Here is a 26,163-nt window from a genome sequence, read left to right on the forward strand (position 1 = left end):
CATCGGGCGCATTCTTTGCCGCTGCATTGGCTAAAGCCATTGCCTGCAAAAGTGTTCTCGATTCGGAGTGCCTCTATGTTATGCCAAATCCCCGATATTGCTAAGGGTGTTATCAGTCTTTTTGCCAGTGGCCGACTATCCTCCACCGATTATCGGACCCGTTTACAGCCTGCGATTAAGAGTTATCGTAAGGATTGGGGCCAAGTTTGCCTGTATATTGAGGCGGATGTGTTACTCGAAGGCTGGGAATTTGAGTCGCTGACCGGTAGTGGTGAAGTCCAGTTACCGAATTTTGAAGCCTTAGTGTTTGTGGGCGGCCCTGATTGGGTGGGAAATGCGGTGCGCTTACTCGGGCCTTTTATGCAGGGCGAAGTGGCTTGGTTTCCACTCGAACAGAAAGCCAAAGCGATTGCTTGGATCACTAAGCGTTCGAATATTTAATGGTCTAATTTAGGCCATATTTACAAGGAATTAAGTATGTCATTATTGAAATCGGGCTCTGTTTCTTCGCTGACCGTTTCTAAGGTCAGTGCGATTGCGTTAGTGTTGGCATTTACCGCTGGACTGAGTGCCTGCGCGCCAGAAGTGGGCAGTGATGCTTGGTGTAAACAGATGAAAAATAAACCGTCTGGCGATTGGACTGCTAACGAAGCCGCTGATTATGCTAAGCACTGTGTGTTTAAATAAGCACTGGGTGTTTAAATAAGCACTGAGTGTTTAAGTCAGCGTTAGCCTTTAGAGATCACAGCTTGAAAGACTTTGCTTGCGAGCTGTGAACTTATGTTTATCATACGGGTCAGATGTTCCGTTATTCGTTATCCGTTATCCGTTATCCGTTATCCGTTATTTGCTATAGGTGATATTTGAATTCTACCGCTAAGCCATTTTTTACTCGAATGGTGACCCTACTGATAGCCATTATCGTGCTGCAATTTGCTGGCGCGAATTTGGGTGCGCATCAGTTACATGCGGGCAATGGTGCGGAAGAAGCTGAGAATCATCCCCATCTGCAATTTAGTGCCCAAGTGACCACTTTGGCCCAATGTGTCGATTGCGTTTGTCCAAGCGAGCAAGCCTTAGGCTTTGCGGACTCCACGGGTGTCACCAGTAATCACGCGGGTGAGAACCAAAGCAACGGATTTCATTCCCACTTAGTGAAAACCACTGAAATACAAGATTTTGACTTATGCCTCGACTGCCAATGCCATGGCGGTCATGTAGCGCTGTTATCTCAGGCAGTGAGTCAGCCTGTACAGGCGCTAGAAAGCGTCTATCTGCCTACCGATGTATCCTATTTTCCGCCTGAAAATTTACCTAAATACCGCCCTCCTATCGCTTAATTTCCAATATTTGGCTTATTTCTCGGCCTAGGACGATTGATTCATCTGATTGGATCTCATTCTATTTTGCCGCGTGATAAGCCCGTTATGTTCATCCCCCAAAAGATACGCTTGAACTGATGCTCGCAGCGTTAACTGTTGGAGCCGTCATTGGCTTTTTAGCCGTAACTGTATTGCTTGGCGGGATGATTCGATCGGCGCTTATTTGCCATGTCCAGAACGATATGATTGCTTTGCATTGAGCTATTTAAATGAAGCTCACATCTAGCCGTTTCGCTTTGGGCGCAAAAGCCAACCGATCCACATTCGATATTGTTAGGATTTGCGATGAAAAAAACGATTCTCGCCCGTACTTTAGTTTGTCTGTTTAGATCGGGCTTGTTTAGCTGCGGGTTAGTATTGGCCGCCGGATTGGTAGCCTTTGCCCTCGCGGCAGAAAATGACTCTCTTGAAGTCAATGTCCTTGAAGTCAAGGTCCTTGAAACCAAAGCCTCTGAAGCTAATGCCCCTGAAATCAATGCCTCTGAAGTTGAGGCATTTAAGGCGCAATCACTGGGTTTACCCGCCAAAGAAACCGACACGGCACATGTCAACTTTGGCCAATGGTTGCCTGAGTTACTCACACAGTTCAATCAGTTACCTGAAGTTCAGGCGCAACTTGTAAGGCAGCAACAGGCCAAACTGGCCATTCAGGCGGCAGATCGCGCTGTGTATAACCCAGAACTTGGGCTTAATTATCAAAATGCTGATACAGATGCCTACAGCTTAGTGCTGAGTCAAACCCTCGATTGGGGCGACAAGCGCGGCGTGGCGACACAGCGTGCCGAGCTTGAAGCACAAATCCTGTTAGCGGACATAGGGTTAGAGCGTAGCCAAATGTTGGCCGAACGCTTACAGGCCTTGGCAGAACAGGCGCAAAGCCGTAAGGCGCTGACCTTTGCCGAGCAGCAATTAAGGTTCACCAAGGCGCAGCTTAATATTGCTGAGCAGCGATTGGCGGCGGGGGATTTATCCAACGTCGAGCTGCAATTGATACAACTCGAAGTCGCCTCTAATACTGCCGACTACGCCTTAGCCGAGCAGGTGGCCTTAGTGGCCGATGGCAAAGTAATTGAATTACTTGGGGATAATAATTTCGCTTTTAGTGAGTTTATCAAGGAGATCCATTTCTTTGTGACTCAGGCTAAGCAAGCGCCAGCGGCCGAGTTGGGCACTTCTAAATCAGCCTTGCCAGCCCTGGCGAGTGCTTATCAGCAAGTGCTGCTCGCCAGAGTTAATGTCATGCAAGTCAAAGCGGAAGCTTCAGCTGACCCGACTATTAGCCTAGGCGCTGAAAAGGAAGGCACGGACAATAAGCTCGGTGTCGGCGTGTCGATTCCTCTACAAGTTCGCAATAACTACAGTGAGTTGCAAGCCGTAGCCGATAAGGGCATCGCTATCGCGGAGCAAGGCTATCTTGCCCGTGAGCGAGTGCTTACCGCTAAGCAGAAACAATTCCTCTATGCGTTACCGCGTTTACTCGAACGTTACCAAGACTGGCGCGAGTTAGTGCAAGTGTCAGGTGCTAAAGCCGCTAAATCCTTAAGCCAACAATGGCAGGCGGGGGATGTGAGTACTAGCGAGTACTTACAGAGCCGTCGTCAGTTAGCCGCCAGTTATTTGGTGGGCTTAAACCTAGAAACGGCTATCTATCAAAGTTGGTTAAATTGGATGGGCGAAAGCGGCCAGCTTATGCCTTTTATCGAAAAGCTCATTATAGAAAAGCTAAATGCAGTCCCTTCGATAACATCTAATACCGCCGTACGCACAGTAAACCCATGAGGTCACAATAATGAATTCAAATACTCACCATGAAAATGTCCTTCAACTGGATGCTGTAACGACGTCTGAAAAGCGTCGGTTTAACCTATCAAAAATCGCTCTCGCATTATTCGTGCTGAGCACGCTGGCATTTCTCGCTCAGCCTGTATTGGCTGGCGGTGATCACGCCCCCGTCGCTAAGGAAAGTGGCGATTCGGTAACGCAAATGGCGTCGACGGATGAACACGGCGAACAGGCGCTGAAATTGACCGAAGCGCAGCAAGCCTTGGCGGGGATTAGCTTATTACCTTTGTCGAGCGATAGCTTGAACCTAGCCAATTTGAATCTCGATATTAGGGCGACGGCGACCTTAGTGGTGGATCGCGATCGAACCGCGACCCTTGCGCCGCAGCTCGATGTGCGTGTGTTGGCGCGCCATGTGGTGCCGGGACAAGAAGTGAAAAAAGGTGAGCCTTTACTTACCTTGGGTGGCGCCGCCGTTGCGCAGGCACAGGCGGACTACATTAATGCCGCTGCCGAATGGAGTCGAGTCAAACGCATGAGTGAAGGTGCGGTTAGCGTCAGTCGGCGGATGCAGGCGCAGGTGGATGCCGAACTTAAACGGGCAATTTTAGAGGCCATTAAGATGACGCCCGCGCAAATTCGTGCACTGGAATCGACGCCCGAAGCCATAGGCAGTTATCAACTCTTAGCGCCAATTGACGGCCGAGTGCAGCAGGATATCGCCATGCTAGGTCAAGTGTTTAGCGCGGGCACGCCCTTAATGCAACTGACCGATGAATCCTATTTATGGGTCGAGGCGCAGTTAACCCCAACTCAAACTACGCATATCCAGGTTGGCAGTTCAGCTTTAGTGCAAGTAGGGGATAAGACGTTGGCAGGTAAGATTATCGGTCGCTCCCATGAACTCGACAGCGTAACGCGCACCGAGCAAGTGCTGGTGAGTATGCCCAATCCTGATCATGTGTTGCACGCGGGGCAATTTGCCGAACTTTACTTTGCTGGCTCTACTACCGATCCAAACGGCAGTGGCATAGTGCTGCCCGATGCAGCGTTGACCCGTGGCGGCGATGGCGATTGGCAGATTTTTATTCAAGATGAGGATGGCTTCGAGTCCATTGAGGTAGAAGTGGTGCAGCGTCAACGCGGCTTGAGTCTAGTGCGTGGACCTGAGCTTGAAAAAGCCCAACAGGCACAGCTCAAGGTTGTGGTGGCTGGCGCGTTCTTCTTGGCATCCGAGCAGGCGAAAGCGGGCTTTGATATTCACGCCCACTAATATGAGCGCCCTCATTTTGGAGATTTTCTATGTTGCAAAAGTTAATCGAAGCCGCGATTAAAAATCGGCTGTTAGTGGTATTGGCTCTGCTCGCCGTGATTGTGGGCTGTGTGGCCATGTTGCCTAAGTTGAATCTCGATGCCTTTCCTGATGTGACGAACGTGCAAGTGACCATCAATACTGCGGCCGAAGGCTTAGCCGCTGAAGAGGTAGAAAAACTCATCAGTTATCCGGTGGAATCGGCCATGTACGCCTTGCCAGCTGTGACTGAGGTGCGCTCGTTATCGCGCACTGGCTTGTCGATTGTGACTGTGGTATTTGCCGAGGGGACGGATATTTACTTCGCCCGTCAGCAAGTATTTGAACAGTTACAGGCGGCGCGGGAGATGATCCCAAGCGGCGTTGGAGTGCCTGAAATCGGCCCCAATACCTCGGGATTAGGGCAGATTTATCAGTATATTCTGCGTGCAGAACCTGACTCTGGCATTAATGCCGCCGAATTGCGTAGCTTAAATGATTATCTGGTGAAGTTGATATTGATGCCCGTGGGCGGCGTGACTGAAGTCTTGTCTTTTGGTGGCGATGTGCGCCAATACCAAGTGCAGGTCGACCCGAATAAACTGCGTGCCTATGGCTTGTCTATGGCGCAGGTGACCGAAGCGCTAGAGAGCAATAACCGCAACGCTGGCGGTTGGTTTATGGACCAAGGCCAAGAGCAACTTGTGGTACGCGGTTACGGCATGTTGCCCGCAGGAGATGCGGGATTGGCGGCGATCGCGCAGATCCCTCTGACTGAAGCCAGGGGTACGCCAGTGCGTATTGGCGATATCGCTCAGGTGGATTTCGGTAGCGAGATCCGTGTCGGGGCAGTGACTATGACGCGCCGCGATGAATCGGGCCAAGTGCAAAATCTCGGTGAAGTGGTGGCTGGTGTCGTGCTCAAACGCATGGGGGCAAACACTAAGGCGACGATTGACGATATTGGTGCGCGGGTGAGCCTTATTGAGCAGGCATTGCCCGATGGCGTGTCCTTTGAGGTGTTTTACGACCAAGCGGATCTGGTCGATAAGGCTGTGACCACAGTGCGCGATGCGCTGCTAATGGCCTTTGTGTTTATCGTGGTGATCTTGGCGTTGTTCCTCGTCAATATCCGCGCGACCTTGCTGGTGCTGCTGTCGATTCCAGTGTCTATCGGGCTCGCACTTATGGTGATGTCCTATTATGGTCTGTCGGCAAACCTAATGTCGCTCGGCGGTTTAGCTGTGGCGATTGGTATGTTAGTCGATGGCTCTGTGGTGATGGTAGAGAATATTTTCAAACACTTAACCCAACCGGATCGCCGCCATTTACCTGAGGCGAGGGCGCGTGCCGATGGTGAGGACGATCCCTATCACAGCGAGGAGGATGGCGCTAAAGCCAGTGGTGATGTCAGCGAATCGAATATGGTTATTCGGATAATGCTCGCGGCAAAAGAGGTGTGTAGTCCAATCTTCTTCGCCACCGCCATTATTATCGTCGTATTTGCGCCGCTGTTTGCACTCGAAGGCGTTGAAGGCAAGCTGTTCCAGCCGATGGCGGTCAGTATTATTTTGGCTATGATGTCGGCGCTGCTGGTGGCGCTGATCGCCGTGCCAGCCCTTGCCGTGTATCTGTTTAAGCGCGGTGTGATGCTTAAGCAAAGTGTTATTTTAGCGCCACTGGATGCCGCTTATCGCAAGTTACTGACGGCAACGCTTGCTAGGCCAAAGGTGGTGATGTTCAGCGCCTTGGTGATGTTCGGCTTGAGTCTATTATTGCTACCAAGGTTGGGTACCGAATTTGTGCCTGAACTGGAGGAAGGCACGATTAACTTGAGGGTGACGCTGGCACCAACGGCGAGTTTAGGGACTTCGCTCCAAGTCGCACCTAAGCTTGAGGCTATTTTGCTAGCATTTCCCGAGGTGGAATATGCCCTGAGCCGCATTGGTGCGCCTGAACTGGGCGGCGATCCCGAGCCTGTGAGTAATATTGAAGTCTATATTGGCTTGAAACCGATAGCAGAGTGGCAGTCGGCAAGCTCGCGCTTGGAACTGCAACGCTTGATGGAGGAAAAACTCAGCGTGTTCCCCGGACTCTTGTTGACCTTTTCGCAGCCGATTGCGACTCGGGTAGATGAATTACTTTCGGGGGTAAAAGCCCAGCTAGCGATTAAAATCTTCGGCCCTGATTTAGCGGTATTGTCACAGAAAGGCCAAGCACTTACTGATCTCGTTGCGAAAATCCCTGGTGCCGTGGATGTGTCGCTTGAGCAAGTGAGCGGCGAGGCGCAATTAGTCGTGCGGCCCAAACGCGAGCTATTGGCGCGTTACGGCATCAGTGTCGATCAAGTGATGAGCCTCGTCAGCCAAGGCATTGGCGGCGCGAGTGCAGGGCAAGTGATCGATGGCAATGCCAGATACGACATCAATGTGCGACTCGCGGCCGAGTTTCGCCAAAGCCCTGATGCGATTAAAGACTTATTACTCAGTGGTACAAATGGCGCCACAGTGCGCTTAGGGGAAGTCGCCAGCGTCGAAGTGGAAATGGCGCCGCCGAATATTCGCCGTGACGATGTGCAGCGCCGTGTTGTGGTGCAGGCCAACGTGGCGGGGCGCGATATGGGCTCGGTTGTAAAAGATATTTATGCCCTAGTGCCAAAGGCGGATTTGCCAGCGGGATATACAGTGATCATTGGCGGCCAATATGAGAATCAGCAGCGAGCGCAGCAAAAGTTAATGCTAGTGGTGCCGATTTCTATCGCCTTGATTGCCTTGTTGTTGTACTTCTCCTTTGGTTCATTCAAGCAAGTGTTGCTCATCATGGCGAACGTGCCCTTAGCTTTGATTGGCGGCATAGTGGCCCTGTATGTCAGTGGCACTTATTTATCTGTGCCTAGCTCTATTGGCTTTATCACTCTATTTGGGGTTGCGGTGCTCAACGGTGTGGTGCTGGTGGATTCGATTAATCAGCGCAGGCAAAGCGGCGAAGCACTCTATGATTGTGTTTATGAGGGCACGGTTGGGCGTTTGCGACCCGTATTGATGACGGCACTGACCTCGGCCTTAGGTTTGATCCCGATTTTATTGTCATCGGGTGTCGGCAGTGAGATCCAAAAGCCCTTGGCAGTGGTGATTATCGGTGGCTTGTTTAGCTCGACGGCGCTGACCTTACTTGTCTTGCCGACCTTGTATCGCTGGCTATATCGCGGCGATAAGCGCATTGATGAGCTCGGTTAATCACAAGTAAGCCGTCATCGTGGGCAATAACTTATTATGTTTCGGGTTATTGCCTTTCGTTGTAGGCAGGGTTATCACATAGACTAAAACTCTAAAAATCAGTGAGCTAAAGAGTGATAGATGGGCTAGTCTTAGAGTCGACATTAAGGACATTCATTTCTGGAGAACATTATGATTGCGGTAATTTTTGAAGTCATCCCGACAAAGGAAGGGAAGGAAGAGTATCTGCACGTGGCCGCTGAAATGCGCCAATATTTAGAAGGCCGCAAGGGATTGATTTCGATCGAACGTTTTCAGAGCTTAACCGACGATGGCAAAGTACTGAGCCTGTCGTTCTGGGAGGACCAAGCTTCCATCACCCAATGGCGTAATCAGATGGCCCACAGCATTGCTGAGCAAACGGGTATAGTGCCCTGTTTGTTTAACTCTTATCGCATTCGGGTGGCAGAAGTAGTGCAAGATTACAGTGAAACTGTGCATGTTGAAGCTGAGTAATCACTTATCTCGCTGATGTAAAAACAAAACCCATCTCTAGAGATGGGTTTTTTATGCGTGACACTTAAGTTTGAGATTATTTTTCTTGTTGAGCTTTCAATAGATCGCGGATTTCAGACAGCAACTCTTCTTCTTTGGTCGGTGCTGGTGGCGCTTTTGGCGCATCTTCTTCCTTGCGTTTTAGGGTGTTAATGGCTTTTAAACCCATAAAAATGGCGAAGGCGATAATCGTAAAGTCGATAATAGTCTGAATGAATTTGCCATAGGCAATGACCACAGAAGGCGCATCGCCTTGAGCTGCCTGTAGCACTATGCTCAAATCACTAAAATTCACACCACCTAGGATGATACCAATCGGTGGCATGATGACATCAGCCACGAAGGACGAGACGATTTTGCCGAATGCGGCACCTATGATGATACCAACGGCCATGTCGATCACATTGCCACGGGACGCAAAAGCCTTGAACTCTTTAATTAAGCTCATTAGGTTTCCTCCAAAATTGAGATTAAATGTTAAATTTTATTGTGCAAACTGTATCAGGAAAACCTAAGGTCTTTTGCAGCCTGTTACCTTGCCAAGCTTATAGGGGCTTATGGATTAAGGCAATTCTGACATAGAGGATTTTCCTCAAGGCAATGATTTTCACTTTACAAAGTAACAATTGTTACTGTTTTGGGTGTTCGATTTATTCATCTAGATCGGCATGGCCGATAAAATCAGGGACTTCTAAGACTTGCGATCCCCAACGTTTAAATAGGGAGCTATAGATGAATTCGATAAAGACGCGGTATTTTCGCGGTAGATATGCCCGCTGTGGATAGCTAAGCACTACCTTAGTTTGCACCATTGGATAGTCATCTAGTAGCGGGATTAAATCGCCTTTTTCTAATGCGACTTGGGCTATGATGGATGGCACCGCTGTGATCCCAAGCCCCGCTATGGCTGCCTCGCGAGCGAGGGTGACATTGTTTACCGTCAGTTGAGTCTTAGGCTCGGCGACAATCCAAGTTTTGCCATCGAATAATTTCCACGCACCTTCAATATGCGCCGACTGCAAGCGAATCGCTTTATGTTTGGCTAAGTCCTGTGGCACCTTGGGCGTTCCATGGGCAGCTAAATAAGCTGGGCTTGCCATAAGCGATTTATGGGCGTTGACTAAGGCATAGCTTTGCAGACGAGTGTCGCCAGAATCGGCAATTTGAAATAACAGATCTATGCCTTCTTCTATCACATCAACCTTTCGATTGGTGAGTTCAGCCTCTATGGTGATTTCGGGATAAAGCGTTAAAAACTGCGCGAAAATCGGCCCTAAAAACAATTGGCCTAATTCAATTGGGCAGACAATTTTTAGATTGCCTTTAATCAATTGCTGTTGGGCGCTGAGCTGATTTTCTGCGCTCTGCAGATCGGTGAGGATCTTATTGATCCTGTTGTAATAACTCGATCCTGCTTCGGTGAGTTTTAGGGCTCTGGTGGTGCGAAACAGCAGTTGTGTGCCGGTATCGGCTTCGAGCTCGGCTATCTTGCGACTGACGGTTGCCTTAGTGAGCCCAAGGGCTTTAGCTGCGCCAGTAAAGCTACCTTGCTCGACCACTTGAGCGAAAATTTGCACGCGATTGAGATCCATCATTGTTACACCTGTGAAACAGTGGGTTGATTTTTTACTGACTAATAAACTTGGTGAGACAGTAGTACACTAGATATCACTAATCAAGGAGTCATTCATGTCCAAAAGTAAACTCATTATCGCCGTTCCACTGTTACTCGCTGCAGTTGCGGGAGGCGGTTATTACTGGTGGACACAGGTACGTTTTATCGAAACCACGGATAACGCTTATGTTGAGGCCGATATTTCCCATATCAGCGTTAAAGTGCCTGGCTACGTTGTGTTAAGCGATGTAACCGATAACCAGCATGTGCAAAAGGGTGAGTTATTAGCTCAGCTGGAAGATAACCAATTTAGTGCCAAAGTAAGTCAAGCCGAAGCCTCACAGGCGAGTGCGAAGGCGGACTTGCAAACCTTAGCCGCAAAGGTGGAGTTGCAACGGGCGTTAATCACTCAAGCCAGCGCAGGCGTGGTAGCGGCAAAGGCCGATAAAATACGGGCACAGCAACAATTGAGCCGTTCGAAAAAGCTTAAAGTCAGTAATTACAGCTCCCAAGATGATGTCGATCAACTGCAAGCAGGATTTGATTCTGCCGCCGCCCGTCTCGATGAAGCTCAAGCCGTGTTAGTGGCAAAGCAACGTGAGTTAGCGGTTTTTAATGCCCAATTAGATCAGGCGGGTTCTGTGGTTGAACAGGCCAATGCGACTTTAGAACTGGCGAAAATTCAGTTAAATGATACCCGCGTGACCGCACCTTTTTCTGGGGTGATTGGTAAACGTGGCGCTATGGTGGGGCAGTACGTGCAGCCCGGCCAAGCACTCTACAGTTTGGTTCCGGATGGGGCTGTGTGGATCACGGCGAACTTTAAAGAGACCCAGATCCAACATATGCAACCAGGACAGTCGGTGCAGGTCAGTCTCGATGCGTTTCCCGACAAAACCTTTATAGGTGTTATCGATAGTCTGTCACCGGCGTCCGGAGCCAAATTCAGTCTACTGCCTGCGGAAAACGCCACAGGTAATTTCACTAAAATCGTGCAGCGTATTCCCGTGCGTATTCGCTTAGATTTGTCTGAGGAAGAAGCACACATGCTACCGGGCTTAAGTGCGGTCGTGAAAGTGGATACGGCGTCGGGTACTGCAATATCGGCAATCGCTGCAAATACAGGTCGTTAGTATGAGCGCAACTGGCTCTATCACTGCGTCTGCCGATATGGAGGCGCAGGGCATCAGTGTACCTAGAAAGCCTACCGATTATGAGCGTGGCAGTCGCCGTTCATGGATTGCGGTATTTGGTGGTTTGATCGGCGCCTTTATGGCGATCCTCGATATTCAAATCACCAATGCATCGATGAAGGAGATTCAAGGCAGCCTTGGGGCAACGCTCGAAGAAGGCAGTTGGATTTCAACCGCGTATCTGGTGGCTGAGATGATCGCGATCCCGCTTTCTGGCTGGCTCAGTACGGGATTGTCGGTCAGGCGTTATCTGTTATGGACCACGGCCGCCTTTATCTTTGCTTCCGTACTTTGTTCTATGGCGTGGAACTTAGAGGCCATGATCGCCTTTCGGGCGCTACAGGGCTTCTTTGGCGGTGCGCTTATTCCGCTGGCCTTTAGGCTTATCCTTGAGTTTTTACCCGATAACAAACGTGCCGTCGGCATGGCGTTATTTGGCGTGACTGCCACATTTGCGCCTTCAATCGGCCCGACCTTAGGCGGTTGGTTGACTGAGCAATTTAGCTGGCATTATCTGTTTTATATCAATGTGCCACCGGGTTTGTTGGTGATGGCCATGTTGGCCTACGGTTTAGAGAAGCAGTCGGTCGTTTGGGATAAGCTAAAGAATGTCGATCTGGCGGGCATAGTCACTATGGCGCTGGGGATGGGTTGCCTTGAAGTGGTGCTCGAAGAAGGTAACCGCAAGGACTGGTTTGGTTCAGAACTCATTCGTAATCTGGCCATTATTGCCGTCGTGAATCTGGTGTTATTTGTTTGGATCCAGTTAAGGCGTAAAGAGCCGTTAGTGAATTTGCGCCTGCTCGGTAAGCGTGATTTTGTGCTCTCTACCGTGGCGTATTTTTTACTGGGCATGGCATTATTCGGTGCTATTTATTTGATCCCGCTTTACCTATCACAAGTCCATGATTACACACCGTTAGAAATTGGTGGTGTGATTATGTGGATGGGATTTCCGCAGCTATTGGTCTTGCCCTTAGTGCCGAAACTGATGGAGCGCTTCGATAGTCGTTATCTCGCTGCCTTTGGCTTTTTAATGTTCGCTATTAGCTATTACATGAATAGCCAGATGACCGCAGATTATGCCGGACCGCAGATGATCGCCTCGCAAGTAGTGCGGGCATTAGGTCAGCCTTTTATTCTGGTGCCAATTGGAATGCTTGCGACCATGCATTTAAAACCCCATGAAAATGCCTCGGCATCGACGGTATTAAACGTGATGCGTAACTTAGGTGGTGCTTTTGGTATCGCGCTGGTGGCGACCCTGACTGACACTTTGTCGCGCGGGCATTTGGCTCATATTAAGGAATCTTTACCCGCAGTGAGCACACAAGCACAGGATTATTTAACCCAAAGCGCAAGTATGTTGCAGGCGGGAGGTTCAGATCCCTATACCGCCGCCGCGCAGGCGAAAGCTTTGCTGGGCAAAACCATGAGTCAGCAAGCCTATATTCAGGCCTATAACGATGTGTTTTACATCATGGGCGCTCTGCTACTCATCGCCGTATTCGCTGTGCTGCTGATCCGTAAACCGACAGGGCCAGTGGCCCACGATGCCATGGTCGAGTAATAACGTTTTTCGTTATCCTGTTGTCGCCATAGATTTCCCCAGATCTATTGGTTTGCGCAACAGCTTTGCGCCTTAGTCCTCACGGATTAAGGCGCTTTTTTATGGTCTTTATGCTGTGGTAGACTCAAAGCTCTTTTTCGATGATTTGCAGAGGGATATCGTTTGCAGTGGCAAAATCTTACATTCAATCAATTAAATGCCAATAGGCTATACGACATATTGAAGCTAAGAGTCGATGTGTTTGTGGTAGAGCAGGCCTGTGCGTATCCAGAGCTTGACGATAAGGATAGGCATCCAGAAACCCAGCATTTGATCGGTTTATCGCCAGACGGGGAACTGCTTGCCTACGCGCGTATTTTGCCGCCGGGATTGAGTTATCCAGAGGCGAGTATCGGTCGTGTGGTGGTATCGCCAGCGGGACGAGGCAAAGGGCTAGCCATGCCTTTAATGCAGCACGCCATTGAATCGGCACTGACGACTTGGCCCGATGCGGGGATCCAAATCGGTGCTCAAGATTACCTCAAAGCTTTCTATCAAAAACTCGGCTTTGTCGCCTGCTCTGAGATGTATTTAGAAGATGGTATTCCCCATTTAGATATGCGCTACCAATCAGCATAAGCGGCTATCAATATGAGTTATCTACATCAATTATCAACATAAGCGATCAACAAAAGCTTGGCACATAAACATTCAACATTAAGCCAATAAGGAACTGAGATGTCGACTTCAACGGACTATAGAATCAATCAACAACAAATTGCCTGCGTGGCGAGTTTTCTGGCTAAAGAGGGCAAAACCGAAGCGCTAATCGCTGCGCTCGCGAGCCTTATTCCTGATACGCGCCGCGAAGCGGGTTGTATTCGTTACGAACTCAATGTGAGCCGTGATGAACCACGTCGCGTGACGTTTGTAGAGAAGTTTGTCGATATTGCCGCCTTTGATGAGCACTGCGCTAAAGATGCAATTCAACACTATTTCCACCAAGTGATGCCCGAATTAGTCGAGTCATACCATGTGGAAACCTATCATCAAGTGATTGTTTAGCCATGAGATAAACGATTAGGAGCTTGCAGTGTTGATTAATGCTATCGAGCCAGTATTTAGATCTCTATCCGAATGGATCTCATTGATACTGCAAGTGACTAATGGCCGCAGCTGGAACCATTGCACTTTAACTCTTTAGTGCTAAAAGGCGTATTAGGTAAGGATAAGGCGAAATTGCTGGCTTAAGTTGCATTTGTCATCAATGTACCTGGTATTTATCTACGACAAGAATGACAAGCTGGACTTTGATTGTTTGACTTCACTGGGATTAATAAAGCTGCCTTGCTACTTTGCTTAATTGAACCCATTTTAACTTCATCGCAGAGTGAGTTTTATATCCATTCCAATCTAAAAAGCCGAGTGGTTTATCACTCGGCTTTTAATATATCTTAGATATCGTTTTATTTAGTGAAAAACACTAATGTCCAAGGGACTACGTATGCTTGGAGTACTGTGATCACGCCAATGAAAGTACAGAAAAATAGACTGTGCTTTAGCGTAAAGCGGAAAAGATCTGATTCTTTACCCGCCAATCCCGTTGCAGCGCAAGCAACGGCAATAGATTGTGGCGAAATCATTTTGCCCGTTACTCCTCCCGTAGTGTTTGCGGCGACTAATAACTCCGGTGTTACACCTATTTGGTTTGCTGTATTGGCTTGCAGCGCACCAAATAGGGCATTTGATGAGGTGTCTGAACCTGTTAAAAACACACCTAACCAACCTAAGAATGGCGAAAAGAAGGGGAATGCTACGCCAGTGCCTGCGAGCACGAGTGCTAAGGTTGAAGATAGACCTGAATAGTTTGCGACAAAGGCAAATGCTAATACTAATCCAATTGACAATATCGGGAATTTTAATTCAATTAAAGTGTCTTTAAAGGATGTCAGTGCATTACTTACTGACATTTTAAGGACCACAATTGAGATCATTGCTGCGATTAAAATTGCTGTTCCAACAGCGCCTAATAAATTAAGTTTATATATTGCTGCATAAGGGGTTTCCTTAGCGACAATAGGTGCACTTTTGATAACGAGATTATGTAAGTAAGGTACTTCAATACTGATAGTGGCAAAACTTAATGCCAGTTGTACATCTTTAAGACTCCACAGGGTTACAATCGCTGTGAGAATAATAAAGGGAGACCATGCTTTAAATATCTGGCTATTAGAAAAAGTAGATTTAGGGGTAGTAACTCTTTGTTTCATGCCTGAGAAAGTGAATATTTCTTTTGGTTGCCAGACTTTTAAAAATAACGTTAAACAAATTAGACTGACTAACGCCGAAGTAATATCGGGTAATTCGGGGCCGATAAAGTTTGAGGTTAAAAATTGGGTGATCGCAAATGAAACGCCTGCTACTAATGTTGCGGGCCAAGTTTGACGTATTCCCCTGATGCCATCCATCATTGCGATGAGCCAGAAGGGGACAATAATCGATAATATTGGCAACTGACGGCCAGCGAGTTGTCCAATATGGAATGGGTCTAGTGATGAAACCTGACCTGCTACGATAATTGGGATACCCATAGCTCCAAAGGCGACGGGTGCCGTGTTTGCGATTAAGCAAAGTCCTGCTGCATACAATGGATTGAATCCAAGCCCGACAAGTAACGCAGCTGTAATAGCAACAGGTGCACCAAAACCAGCAGCACCTTCGAGGAAGGCTCCAAATGAAAAGCCAACCAATAGCATTTGTAATCGTTGATCTTCCGTGACTGAGATGACTGACGAGCGAATAACCTCAAATTGACCTGTTTTAACGGTGATTTTATATAAAAATACTGCGGTAATAATAATCCAAGCAATTGGCCATAGCCCATAACTAAAACCATATATAGCAGAAGCAAGCGCGATACTAATAGGCATTTTGTAGGCGAGTATCGCGACTGCTAAGGCTATTAATAAGGTTAATGCCCCAGCGATATAGCCTTTAATTTTTAACACAGTTAAGGCTAGGAAGAAAAACACAATAGGCAGTAAAGCAACCATTGCGGTTAGCCACAAGCTACCGAGTGGCGTGTATGTTTGGGTCCAGGTCATAGGGAGGTTTCCGTATTGTTATAATATGTTGATAAATCGTATTGCAGTCGCAACATAGCAGATACTAGTGTTTAGTGATGTAGGATCAATCTTAAATGTTGTAATAAGTGATATGAGTCACGAGATGTGTGGATAAATGATGACGGGGAAATACCTAAATAATAATAAAGTAAAATATTGACTGTTTTAGCTATATTCACCAAACATCTAATTTAGGTTGTATTAATATTTATTGTGTTATCAAGATTATTTTTTTGAGTCGTGAAATTAACTAGAGTATTGAGATTTTATGAAAAAATAGGCTGTACTTTTTTAGTTTTTTGGTAGTGTTTATAACAGATGGTTTATAAATATTTGTTTATATTTATATATAGAAATTAATAGCAATCAATGTAATGCAACTAATAATGCAGTTATCTTATTGTGGCCTGAATTGAGCTATAGATGTTGCCATACTCTTGTCTATGAGTTTGCTTGGCTGGAAATTTACCTTGCTATATGTGGCTGCGAGTATGACAGTAGGTTGAAATTTTTAATTTTGCAGCACAGTTCGTTAAGGAAGTAACATGAAACAAGTCAAAGTATTAGGCAGTGGTTGCGCTAAATGTAGCAAAACCGCTGAGATGATTGCGGACATATCAGAAGAAATGGGTGTGGATGTGATTGTAAAAAAGGACACAGATCCTCAAAGCCTATTGAAATTTAAAGTGATGAAAACCCCTGCGGTAGTGATCGATGGTGAGCTCATACATAGCGGCTCAGTACCGACGCGCGATGAAGTTGAGGGGTGGTTAAGGGACTAGCTGTTGTAAATACAGGCTTATATTAGGTTAGAAAGCGCTTAAGCTAAAAATGCACACCATTGTCATCCTGAATCCTTGGCAATGGTGGTGTAATATCATCAGTATACGATTAATGATATTAAATATAATGTTTTTAAAAACAATGCATTGATGCTTTGTGTAGTAATTTTATTATGGGGTTTTATTGGCAACGGTTTAGTCGGCATTGCATTATCTGGGCGAGTTTATTAAGTCTATGTCGTAGGAGATTGTTTGCAGATTTCGACTTCTTTTATCAGTATCACTGCTATGATTTTGATTCAGTGACCTCGTCAAGTTGCGGGATGAGTGCCAATGCAAAAGTGGCTTAGGGTATTAACACGTTTCTACAGTTGGTTATTTTTTACTGCACGTCTGTTTCGTTTAGGGCTTTTTCTAACGCTAAGTTTATTAGCTTTACCTTTATTTGCTGCTCAAACATCTCCCGGATTAACCCAAGTATTAACGCCCGCTACGGATTGGAAAAACTCCGCTTATATCACCCAAGCATTTAGTGAAGTCGCCCTAAAAAATGAGTATGACCTTACTAAACATAGCGTGCGTAAGTGGCGCATACCGGTACGAGTGTTTATTGAGCATCAAGTGGGTGATAAGGCGCTGCACACTCAATTAGTGTTGATGCACTTAACACACTTAGGCCAGATCACCGGCCTCGATATTCAACGGGTGGATACGCTCTCTGAGGCGAATCTGCACTTAGTGTTTACCCGTCAATCCCTATGGGCAGGTGAGGTGATGCGCTTAATGGGACCGAGCTCGGCGAAAAATGTCCATGGTTCTGTGTGTATGGCAAAGTTTGCTCTCAATTCACGGCAAGAGATTGAACGTGCTTGGATTATTATTCCTGTAGATCAAGCCAAAATGCACGGTAAGTTAGTGGCTTGCGTAGTGGAAGAGATAACCCAAGTGCTTGGTTTACCCAATGATTCAGAGAAAGTATTTCCCTCCATCTTTAACGACAAAACCCCGCAGGACTTACTCACTGGGCTCGATTTCATTTTGCTTAAATTACTCTATAGCCCAAGTATTAGCGCTGGAATGACGGCCGCAGAGGTCAAACAGCCTTTGCAGATTTTGCTCGAACAATGGCTGCGCGATGGCACTATTGCTAACGCTGGCAAAACGGTACGTCAAGGTCAGTTGTACCCATTGTTAGGTTATTGATGACTAAGCATTACAGCTAAAGTTGACATTGCTCGCACGTGACTAATTAATCCTTTTTGTTTTAGGAATAAGGGCATAGTCTATCTTTATATGAGATAAACACCTTGGAGGGACACCATGCGAATGACATTGCAGTTTTTAGGGGCGACAGAGGAAGTGACGGGTTCGTGTCATTTACTCTCGGTTGATCATGAACACTTATTGCTCGACTGTGGTTTGATCCAAGGCGGTAAATCTGATGAGTTGCGTAATCATGATCCCTTCGCATTTGATCCTGAGTCTATTTCTGCTGTCGTGCTTAGCCATGCCCATATCGATCATTCTGGGCGTTTACCACTCTTAGTCAAAGCGGGTTTTGATGGGCCTATCTACACCCATAAAGCCACGGCAGAGCTGTGCGCCATCATGCTCAAAGATGCGGCTATGCTGCAGACCCGCGATACCGAAAGAGTCAATAAAAAGCGTGCTAAACATGATCTTGAACCCCTAGAACCGCTATTCACCGTTGAAGATGCTGAACTCGCGATAACTCAATTTGTACCATTGGAATACGGTCAAGTGACTCGGGTTATTCCCCATGTGGATATTTGCCTCTCAGATGCAGGGCATATTTTAGGCTCCGCCTTAGTCGAGTTGTGGTTAGGTGAGGGCAAATCACAGAAGAAAATCGTCTTCAGTGGCGATCTTGGCCGTGCAGGTATGCCGATTTTACGTAATCCTACCTTAGTGGATTCGGCAGATTTAGTCTTAATGGAAAGCACCTATGGCAATCGTTTTCACCGCAGTTGGACGGATACCTTAGCCGAGTTGAAAGCCATTTTTGCTAAGACAGTCAACGAGAGCCAAGGCAATATATTGCTCCCCGCTTTTTCGGTTGGACGAGCACAGGAGTTATTATATCTATTTCATTTATATGCTAAAGAATGGGATCTCGGCCGTTGGAAAATCTGCCTAGACAGCCCGATGGCAATTGAGGCGACACGCGTCTACGTTAATAATTATCCGCTGATGGATGAGGACTTTAAACGCTTTACCCGCCAACATCCTGGGCAGCATCCGCTGTTGTCGAATGTCGAATTTATCCAAACGACCGAAGAGTCGATAGCGCTGAACGATGTGCATAAGGGATTGATCATTATCGCAGGGAGCGGCATGTGTAACGGTGGACGTATTCGTAGCCACTTAGAGCATAATTTATGGCGCCCAGAATGTGATGTGATTATTTGTGGTTATCAAGCGCTTGGAACACCGGGGCGTGCCCTCGTCGATGGCGCTGAGGAACTGTCTATTCATGGTAACAGCATTAAAGTCGCGGCTAAGTTACACACAGTGGGTGGACTTTCAGCCCATGCGGATCAAGCAGAGTTATTACGTTGGTATCACCATTTTGAAGGCCAGCCGCCGTTAATTTTAGTCCATGGAGAACCCGAGGCGCAGCATGGATTAGTCGATGTGATTAACCAAGATCCTCAGACTAAACCAAAGGCTATAGCAATCGCGACCCAAGGTGACCGATTGGATTTAAATGCACTGCCGCAGTTAGTGTGGAAGCCTTAAAAGATTTGAAAGTGCAAGTTCAAAAGTTGGGTGGAAATGCCATTATCTTCTACACGTGTGGCAAAGCGAGCTCGCGATGAGTTGTATTTTGAATGTAATGGTGAAGGTTTTTCTATCGAAGATTAGCGTTTAGTTTTATAAAAAAGCTCACATAGTTGTGAGCTTTTTTATTTTAAATCAATCAGGTTACTGTATTAGTCCGAGTTGTTGTCAAATTCAGTATCATCGAGTAACTCAAAGGTCGGGACGACATTCGGTACGTCTTTAAATAAGCGTGTGAAATGGCGCTGTACACCTTTCAAATCGATTCCTGCTAAACCTGATGCAAAACCAAACCAAGCATAAAGACCACTAAAGTTATCAAACATGGGCGGTAGATATTTAGGCGTAGTCAGAATGCCCTCTTGGCAAGCTTGGTATAACACGGGGATATCTTCAATCGCCAATTTACCGAGGAATAGCATAGGGATGAGTTCAGGAAGGCCTGAGGTGATGGCGCTGCGGATAAAGTTAATGTTTTCCACATAGCCACGCACATAGGAAATATCCTTAGTGAAGAAACTGCCGCCTTCCACCATACCACCACGGAAAACCCTTTGGGTGACACGGTAACTGTCTGTCGCACTTAGATTCAATCCTCTGAAATAATTGAATACCTCTATAAAGTCAGCACCATTTTCAGCCATATCGACCGCTGCAACACGGTCACTAATTCGCCGAGCTCGCCCCGGATTTGAACTTAGCGTCAGCATTTCCAGTAAAACGGCTAGACCTTCTTGGGTTGCTGCTACGCGGGGAGAACCGACACTGAGCCAAGTGGCGTGGGGTTGAGCTCGGCCGTTTAGCGTCGTGCCGACATGCACCCAACCTTCGTGAACTTCATATACATTAAGATCCGATTCGCTGAACATTGCTTTGCTATTGAGCTTAACGGTATCGCCACCGACTGCAGCGTCAGAGACGATACCGTCACTAAGGCGTACACGCATATCATCGCTATGGAAGTATTTTTCTAAACGTTGGCTGAGCACGTTAACCGCTTCTGGCGCGCTAATAATTTTAGGGTGATGTTTATTCATGTGCCTCGCCGCGGGCAACGAGAAAATGTAGCTGAGTTTATCACCTAACTGGCGCAAGGTATGGCGATCGCCATGCAGTTTATGGCTAGCACTGCCGTACAATTCTTGGCTGAGCTTACCAAAGGTTGGCGTGCCTCTGTTCCCCAACATATCGATGACAAGGCGATACTGATCGACGTTTGCCACTAATATTTTGCCGAGTTTGTCTCGTTTACCCAAACGTCTATGGATGTCCTGCTTTAGGGAGGCTAGCTCAGCTTGGGTTTTAACAGGATCAAAAGGTAAAGCAATGTTTTGATAGAACTCTTGCTTGATAGCCGGAAGTACCGTGCCCTTATTGGAGAGAAAACGTTCCTCCATTTCCCGCGGCCATTTAATGGCATCTAAGATTTTTATTGGCGTTTGAATGCGAATTAATTCATCGGAAAAACGGCGTAGATCTTGTTGATATTGGGCTAACGACTCAGACATTCCCGTATATCCTGCAGGTAATTTCAGCGAGAGAGATGTGGCTAATCATAGCCTTAAACCTCATTTATTCATATTGATTCGCAGGCTAGCGGAGGAAATATACCGATTAAATAAATTAGCTGTTATCGATTTTGTGAATCATTTTGGTGTACTTGTTACAATTCTAGCGCTATGTCTATGGGACATAAATAAGTAACCATCTGTTTAATAATATTTTATTGATATGGCATTCAAGCTGCTTTGTTCTTGATATAGAAATAGATTGATTGGAGCAAAACATGACAGCGATGAGTTATTTGAGTGTGCTAAGGCTGAATGCTTGTTAATCAAAACTCAAGCTGACAAGAGTGGTAAAAATGACCGTGATGACGCGATATTAAATCTGGAGGTTAGTGAGCTAAAGCAGAGTAACACCCAGCATTATTGACTGGGTGAGATATTCGATTTTAGTGGGCCAAAACTCAGTGAGTTCGAAACAAATGATCACCGACTGAGATCATCATCCCATCATTTTGACCACTAGATAGCGAGATAGAATTGGCTAGAAAAAATCGTCATCTCCTAATGCACGTTTTAACTCCGCCCGCTCGAGGTAGTCTTCTAAACGCTTTTTGACTTCGCGTCTATGCTGCATTGCCTCGGCGGCTTTGCTGTTTCTTGGTGTGGTCATTGCCTCAAGTTCAGTATCGTTGGGCACGACTTCAGTAATATGAGCCATAACGAATTCCTCTTGTTGTTCCTAACGACTTTCTAACTAAAAAGAGTATGGTAGAAAAGCAAATAATTTTGTGAGTTAGGGTGAAAAATTCTTCCCGTGAGTCGGATGATTCAGCTTACTGCTGTTTGGCGTAGGCACTAGACTGCAATTGAATATTTGATTAATTTAGTTTTTGCTTATTTTGTGATTAAGAGCACGGTATAGTCATAGATATATTCGCGTTAATTCCGAGTTAAATAGTAGGATAAACTTGAATTTAGTCATAATTACAACAACACTTGTACCTGTGTTTGTTGTTAATCGTTTGCTAGGGAATTGGCTTACATGGACAAGGATCAGTTTTCTAAATCACTCCCCCCATCTAATAATATCTACTTTAGCGTGCTGAGCTCTAGCTGGCTAATGATAGTGGCTGCCTTACTTTTCATGGGGATCTCTTGGTATGTGCTTGAGCAATATCTTAGGGATAGAGGTGAAGAGCGTTTCGAAAATAGCGTTCAAGAATTAACAGAAGCCGTGAATCGCAGAATGCTTGCCTATGAGCAAGTCTTACGTGGTGGCGTTGGCTTATTATTATCCTCGAGTAATGTGACACGTCAGGAATGGCAAACTTATGTCATCAATGCTCATTTATCTGAGTATTACCCAGGTTTTCAAGGTTTTGGCTATGCTCAGTTACTTCAACCTGAAGCATTAAGTGCGCACATCCAACAAGTTCAAGCTGAAGGTTTTAAAGACTATAAAGTTTACCCAGAAGGAACGCGTGATCAGTATTGCGTGATTGTGTACTTAGAACCCTTTGATTGGCGTAATCAAAGAGCCTTGGGTTATGACATGTGCTCCGAGTCTAATCGATATAAAGCCATCACTCGCGCTATTACCACTGGACTGCCGACAGTTTCTGGCAAAGTCGTATTAGTTCAAGATACTTCTGATGATGCGAAAGCGGGCTTTTTAATGTATTTACCGCTTTATCAAGGCACCACAACAACAGAGGCTGAGCGTAAACAGCACGTGTTTGGACTTGTGTATGCAGCGTTTAGGATGGATGACCTCATGCAAGGGATTATGGGGGAGCGATTCTCAGGCTTGAAACTTGCCATTTATGAAAGTCCGCAGGCAAGCGCTGACAGTTTAATGTTTACCAGCAGCAAAGTGGCCCCGAATGAGCAGGATGTGTTTTATCACTCGCAGACTGACTTAGTTGGAGGGCAGTTGTGGCGTTTAGACATTTCATCACAATCGCGTTTTATCTCGAGAGCGGAACAGACCCAAGGTATGTGGCTCCAATTTATCGGTTGTGGTTTTATTTTGGCATTGTTTTACTCAGTGTTAATTATGGCGCGTAATCGATATAAGGAGTCTTTACTGACTTCAGAGTTAATTGCTAACGAAAAACGCTTTAGATTAGTAATTGAAGCCTCTCCAAGTGCGCTATTTATGGTGGATAAATCTGGATTTATTACTTTAGTGAATACCCATGCTGAACGTTTGTTCGGTTATACCAGAGACGAGTTACTCGGTCGTTCCATCAATATGTTATTGCCCGAAACCCTAAGGGATGCTCATCAGCAGCACATGAGTAACTATTTAGTGCAGCCTATTGCGAAAAATATGTCGATGCGGGATGACCTGTTTGGCTGTTGTAAAGATGGCAGTCGACTCGCAATTGAAGTGGGGTTGACGCCTATTCATTTTAGTAATGGCATTTCTATTCTCGCGACAATTAACAATGTCTCTGAACGTAAACGTATTGAAGTTCAGCGTGCAGAACATATGCTTGAGCTTGAGCGTATCAATCAAGAATTAGACAGGTTCGCCTATATTGCTTCCCATGATTTGAAATCCCCCTTACGTGGTATCGAGCAGCTAACCTCTTGGTTATCTGAGGATTTAGTCGATAACACCAATGAAAATGTACAGAAATACCTAGGGCTTATCCAAAGTCGTATTCATCGAATGGTATTATTACTCGATGGACTATTGATGTTTTCTCGGATTGGTCGTGTCGATACCGAAACCACTGAAGTGAAAAGTCGGCAACTGGTTGAAGACATGTTTGCGCTCGTCGCGCCGCCACAGGGATTTGAATTAGTCCTAAAAGGTGAATTTCCGAATTTTTATACCGTAAGACCATTGTTGGAATTAGTTATACGAAATTTAATCAGTAACGCCATAAAACATCATGACTTAGGTACAGGTGTGATTACGGTTTCATGTGAGGCGGTTGATCAGCAGTATCGATTCAGTGTGATAGATGATGGTCCGGGGATATCAAGCTCATATCATGAAAAAGTCTTCGAGATGTTTCAAACACTTAAACCAAGGGATGAAGTTGAAGGCAGTGGTTTAGGCTTATCACTTGTGAGGAAAACGGTTGAAAGTTTAGGTGGAGAGATTCAGCTCAAATCGCAGGGCCGAGGTTGTTGTTTTTGCTTTAGTTGGCCTAAGAAAATAGTGAAAAAGGAGCTTCTATGAGCGCAGCAAATCACTATCAACAGGTCACCATTTTATTGGTTGATGATGATGACGTGGATTACATGGCCGTGCAGCGGGCGATGAGACAATTGAGGTTACTCAATCCCTTAGTGCGTGCTCGGGATGGGATTGAAGCATTAACTATTCTAACGAGTTTAGACACGATCAAAGGTCCGTATCTTATTTTGCTCGATCTTAATATGCCAAGAATGAATGGGTTTGAGTTCCTTGAGCGAATACGTTCAGATCCTTCTCTTTCTTCGTCTGTCGTTTTTATGCTCACCACGTCGAGTACCGATGAAGATAGGATGAAAGCCTATAGCCATCATGTGGCTGGTTACATGGTTAAAACTGATATGAAAGACGGTTTTAACAATATTTTTAATATGCTTGAAGGTTATTGGCGAATAGTGGAGCTCCCATCCGCATAAGGTGAGTATATGGATTTACTACTGATCGATGATGATGAAGTGGATAGAACTGCGATCATCCGAGCACTCAGACAGTCAAAGTTGACTTTTAATGTGGTCGAAGCAAATTGTGCATTTGATGGTTTAAATCTCGCATTAGAACGTCATTTTGACGGTATTCTATTGGATTATTTATTACCCGATGCTAATGGCTTAGAAGTGTTGATCAAGCTCAATGCCATGACGCAAGACCAGACCGTAGTCGTTATGCTGAGTCGCTATGAAGATGAGAAACTGGCTCAGCGCTGTATTGAACTAGGGGCACAGGACTTCTTGCTTAAAGATGAGGTCAACTCGCGGATACTAACTCGTGCAATTCGTTATGCGAAACAAAGATCTTCAATGGCGTTGGCGTTACGTAATAGTCACCAAAAACTAAAAGAGCTAGCTGAACACGATTCGTTGACTAAGCTGGTTAATCGCTATGGTTTTGAACTTTGTCTTAATCGAGCGATAGCAAGGGCCAAACGTTGTCACGACTATTTAGCCGTTATCTTACTCGATTTAGATGATTTTAAAGCGATCAATGACACTCTAGGCCATCAGACGGGGGATATTCTTTTAGTTAAAGTAGCCGCTCGATTAAGTGAAGTACTAAGAGATGGCGACATTATTGCCCGTTTAGGTGGGGACGAATTTGTCGTGCTAGTCACTGATAATGATTATAAATATTTCCCTATGATTGTGGCTAATCGATTGTTAAAAGTGTTTGAGGACGTGTTTTGTCTCGGTGATAACGATGTGCTTATTGGTGCCAGTATCGGCGTGGCTTTTTATAATGAAGCGGCTTCGAATAGTTCTGAGCTGATGAAATGTGCCGATATCGCTATGTATCGCGCTAAAAAAATGGGCCGAAACCAGATTCAGTTTTACTCAGAAGCTTTAGATAAAGAGGTGCGTTACCGTAATCATATCGAGTCGAGTTTGCGTACTGCCTTAAAAAGAAATGAATTTAAGGTTCATTATCAAGCGCAAGTGAATGCGAAAACCCATCAGCTGGTGGGGATGGAAGCCCTTATCCGATGGCAGCATCCTGTAGACGGCATTATCACCCCAGATCAATTTTTACCCATAGCCGAAGAAATTGGATTAATGGAGGACATTGATGATTGGGTGCTTGAACAAGCCTGCACTCAGGCACAGGTTTGGTTAACCCAATTACAGCCAATAGGGAGAGAATTTACCATTGCCGTTAACCTGTCTGCATCGCAAATTGGAAATGAGAACCTGTTTGATAAAATAGCGAGTACGCTGACTAAGACAGGACTTCCTGCTGTAGCATTAGAGCTTGAAATTACTGAAAATTGCCTTATTGAAGATCCCCATGAACATGCCAAAATGCTCGATAGAATTGCCGAGTTAGGGGTGCGTTTTGCCCTTGATGATTTTGGGACGGGTTTTTCGTCCTTAGAACATATCAAATTGTTTCCCATTAGCGTGCTGAAAATCGATAAAAGCTTTGTCGCTTCCTATGATAAGGATGATAAAGACACTCGTTTGCTCGCTGCATTACTTAACTTCGCCCATGGGTTTAATGTCATATCAGTAGCTGAGGGCGTTGAAACAATTGAGCAGGCTGAGTTTTGTACTTCTCGCCATTGTACTGTATTACAAGGTTATTTGTTTTCTCGTCCCTTAGATGCAACGGAGTTTGAGGCTAAGTATATTCTGCCGCTGTTAATTTAAACGAGTTCCGAA

General features: G+C 46.0%; 22 protein-coding genes and 1 pseudogene. 18 read left to right on the forward strand and 5 right to left on the reverse strand.

What is annotated here, in order from left to right; translation table 11 throughout:
- Window positions 1-75: 75 nt before the first annotated feature.
- The 7 genes from KO533_RS05285 (at window position 76) to KO533_RS05315 (ending at window position 8,186) form a co-directional block, all read left to right on the forward strand.
- Window positions 76-441 (forward strand): STAS/SEC14 domain-containing protein, encoded by a 366-nt coding sequence (locus tag KO533_RS05285; RefSeq protein WP_105250333.1) that lies wholly within the window; start codon window positions 76-78, stop codon window positions 439-441.
- 36 nt (window positions 442-477) lie between these two features.
- Window positions 478-687 carry a DUF3012 domain-containing protein gene (locus KO533_RS05290; protein WP_076498649.1) on the forward strand — a complete coding sequence of 70 codons (210 nt, stop codon included), beginning with the start codon at window positions 478-480 and terminating at the stop codon, window positions 685-687.
- Between the two features lie 209 nt (window positions 688-896).
- Window positions 897-1,340: a hypothetical protein gene (locus tag KO533_RS05295; protein WP_198572034.1), complete on the forward strand. Its 444-nt coding sequence runs from the start codon at window positions 897-899 to the stop codon at window positions 1,338-1,340.
- Window positions 1,341-1,667: 327 nt separating this feature from the next.
- The gene (locus tag KO533_RS05300; protein ID WP_219253179.1) at window positions 1,668-3,161 is read left to right on the forward strand and encodes a TolC family protein; all 1,494 of its coding nucleotides are present in this window, start codon (window positions 1,668-1,670) and stop codon (window positions 3,159-3,161) included.
- A gap of 10 nt (window positions 3,162-3,171) precedes the next feature.
- On the forward strand, window positions 3,172-4,437 hold the full coding sequence (locus KO533_RS05305; RefSeq protein WP_219253180.1) for an efflux RND transporter periplasmic adaptor subunit: 1,266 nt from the start codon (window positions 3,172-3,174) through the stop codon (window positions 4,435-4,437).
- A gap of 29 nt (window positions 4,438-4,466) precedes the next feature.
- Window positions 4,467-7,691 carry an efflux RND transporter permease subunit gene (locus tag KO533_RS05310; protein ID WP_219253182.1) on the forward strand — a complete coding sequence of 1,075 codons (3,225 nt, stop codon included), beginning with the start codon at window positions 4,467-4,469 and terminating at the stop codon, window positions 7,689-7,691.
- 171 nt (window positions 7,692-7,862) lie between these two features.
- Window positions 7,863-8,186, forward strand: a complete 324-nt coding sequence (locus tag KO533_RS05315) for an antibiotic biosynthesis monooxygenase (RefSeq protein WP_025008611.1) — start codon at window positions 7,863-7,865, stop codon at window positions 8,184-8,186.
- A gap of 76 nt (window positions 8,187-8,262) precedes the next feature.
- On the opposite strand, the gene mscL is transcribed toward KO533_RS05315, so the two are convergent.
- On the reverse strand, window positions 8,263-8,673 hold the full coding sequence (gene mscL / locus KO533_RS05320) for a large-conductance mechanosensitive channel protein MscL (RefSeq protein ID WP_105250328.1): 411 nt from the start codon (window positions 8,671-8,673) through the stop codon (window positions 8,263-8,265).
- Between the two features lie 202 nt (window positions 8,674-8,875).
- Window positions 8,876-9,820 carry a LysR family transcriptional regulator gene (locus KO533_RS05325; protein WP_173496249.1) on the reverse strand — a complete coding sequence of 315 codons (945 nt, stop codon included), beginning with the start codon at window positions 9,818-9,820 and terminating at the stop codon, window positions 8,876-8,878.
- A gap of 94 nt (window positions 9,821-9,914) precedes the next feature.
- Here KO533_RS05325 and KO533_RS05330 point away from each other — a divergent pair, with 94 nt between their 5' ends.
- The 5 genes and pseudogenes from KO533_RS05330 to KO533_RS22605 all read left to right on the forward strand — a co-directional run.
- Window positions 9,915-10,973, forward strand: a complete 1,059-nt coding sequence (locus KO533_RS05330; RefSeq protein ID WP_219234765.1) for an HlyD family secretion protein — start codon at window positions 9,915-9,917, stop codon at window positions 10,971-10,973.
- 1 nt (window position 10,974) lies between these two features.
- Window positions 10,975-12,603 (forward strand): DHA2 family efflux MFS transporter permease subunit, encoded by a 1,629-nt coding sequence (locus KO533_RS05335; RefSeq protein WP_173247733.1) that lies wholly within the window; start codon window positions 10,975-10,977, stop codon window positions 12,601-12,603.
- A gap of 162 nt (window positions 12,604-12,765) precedes the next feature.
- On the forward strand, window positions 12,766-13,221 hold the full coding sequence (locus KO533_RS05340) for a GNAT family N-acetyltransferase (protein WP_131524255.1): 456 nt from the start codon (window positions 12,766-12,768) through the stop codon (window positions 13,219-13,221).
- Between the two features lie 99 nt (window positions 13,222-13,320).
- On the forward strand, window positions 13,321-13,647 hold the full coding sequence (locus KO533_RS05345) for a putative quinol monooxygenase (protein ID WP_113939190.1): 327 nt from the start codon (window positions 13,321-13,323) through the stop codon (window positions 13,645-13,647).
- 28 nt (window positions 13,648-13,675) lie between these two features.
- A pseudogene (locus KO533_RS22605) lies at window positions 13,676-13,774 on the forward strand (radical SAM protein); the annotation flags it as partial.
- 274 nt (window positions 13,775-14,048) lie between these two features.
- Here the strand turns inward: KO533_RS22605 and KO533_RS05350 are convergent.
- Entirely contained in the window at window positions 14,049-15,686 is a 1,638-nt protein-coding gene (locus KO533_RS05350) for a lactate permease LctP family transporter (protein WP_219253184.1), read from the reverse strand.
- A gap of 566 nt (window positions 15,687-16,252) precedes the next feature.
- Here KO533_RS05350 and KO533_RS05355 point away from each other — a divergent pair.
- From KO533_RS05355 to KO533_RS05365, 3 genes are all read left to right on the forward strand, one after another.
- Complete coding sequence (locus tag KO533_RS05355) at window positions 16,253-16,489, forward strand: thioredoxin family protein (RefSeq protein WP_028761824.1); 237 nt, start codon at window positions 16,253-16,255, stop codon at window positions 16,487-16,489.
- A 333-nt stretch (window positions 16,490-16,822) separates the two neighbouring features.
- Entirely contained in the window at window positions 16,823-17,692 is an 870-nt protein-coding gene (locus tag KO533_RS05360; protein ID WP_219253186.1) for a DUF2927 domain-containing protein, read from the forward strand.
- Window positions 17,693-17,809: 117 nt separating this feature from the next.
- The gene (locus tag KO533_RS05365) at window positions 17,810-19,249 is read left to right on the forward strand and encodes an MBL fold metallo-hydrolase (RefSeq protein ID WP_173247626.1); all 1,440 of its coding nucleotides are present in this window, start codon (window positions 17,810-17,812) and stop codon (window positions 19,247-19,249) included.
- Window positions 19,250-19,443: 194 nt separating this feature from the next.
- On the opposite strand, the gene KO533_RS05370 is transcribed toward KO533_RS05365, so the two are convergent.
- On the reverse strand, window positions 19,444-20,799 hold the full coding sequence (locus tag KO533_RS05370; protein WP_105250320.1) for a flavohemoglobin expression-modulating QEGLA motif protein: 1,356 nt from the start codon (window positions 20,797-20,799) through the stop codon (window positions 19,444-19,446).
- A gap of 541 nt (window positions 20,800-21,340) precedes the next feature.
- A complete protein-coding gene (locus KO533_RS05375) occupies window positions 21,341-21,517 on the reverse strand; it encodes a hypothetical protein (RefSeq protein ID WP_006079984.1) in 177 nt (58 codons plus the stop codon).
- A gap of 324 nt (window positions 21,518-21,841) precedes the next feature.
- Between KO533_RS05375 and KO533_RS05380 the strand changes: the two genes are divergently transcribed.
- From KO533_RS05380 to KO533_RS05390, 3 genes are read left to right on the forward strand one after another with little or no spacing between them, the layout of a single operon-like run.
- Complete coding sequence (locus KO533_RS05380) at window positions 21,842-23,995, forward strand: CHASE domain-containing protein (RefSeq protein WP_173247621.1); 2,154 nt, start codon at window positions 21,842-21,844, stop codon at window positions 23,993-23,995.
- A complete protein-coding gene (locus tag KO533_RS05385; RefSeq protein WP_105250317.1) occupies window positions 23,992-24,426 on the forward strand; it encodes a response regulator in 435 nt (144 codons plus the stop codon). The genes KO533_RS05380 and KO533_RS05385 overlap by 4 nt, the downstream gene beginning before the upstream one ends.
- A gap of 9 nt (window positions 24,427-24,435) precedes the next feature.
- Complete coding sequence (locus KO533_RS05390) at window positions 24,436-26,151, forward strand: GGDEF domain-containing response regulator (protein WP_219253188.1); 1,716 nt, start codon at window positions 24,436-24,438, stop codon at window positions 26,149-26,151.
- The last annotated feature ends 12 nt before the right edge of the window (window positions 26,152-26,163 follow it).

Source organism: Shewanella sp. NKUCC05_KAH (assembly GCF_019345585.1).
GTDB lineage: Bacteria > Pseudomonadota > Gammaproteobacteria > Enterobacterales > Shewanellaceae > Shewanella > Shewanella oncorhynchi.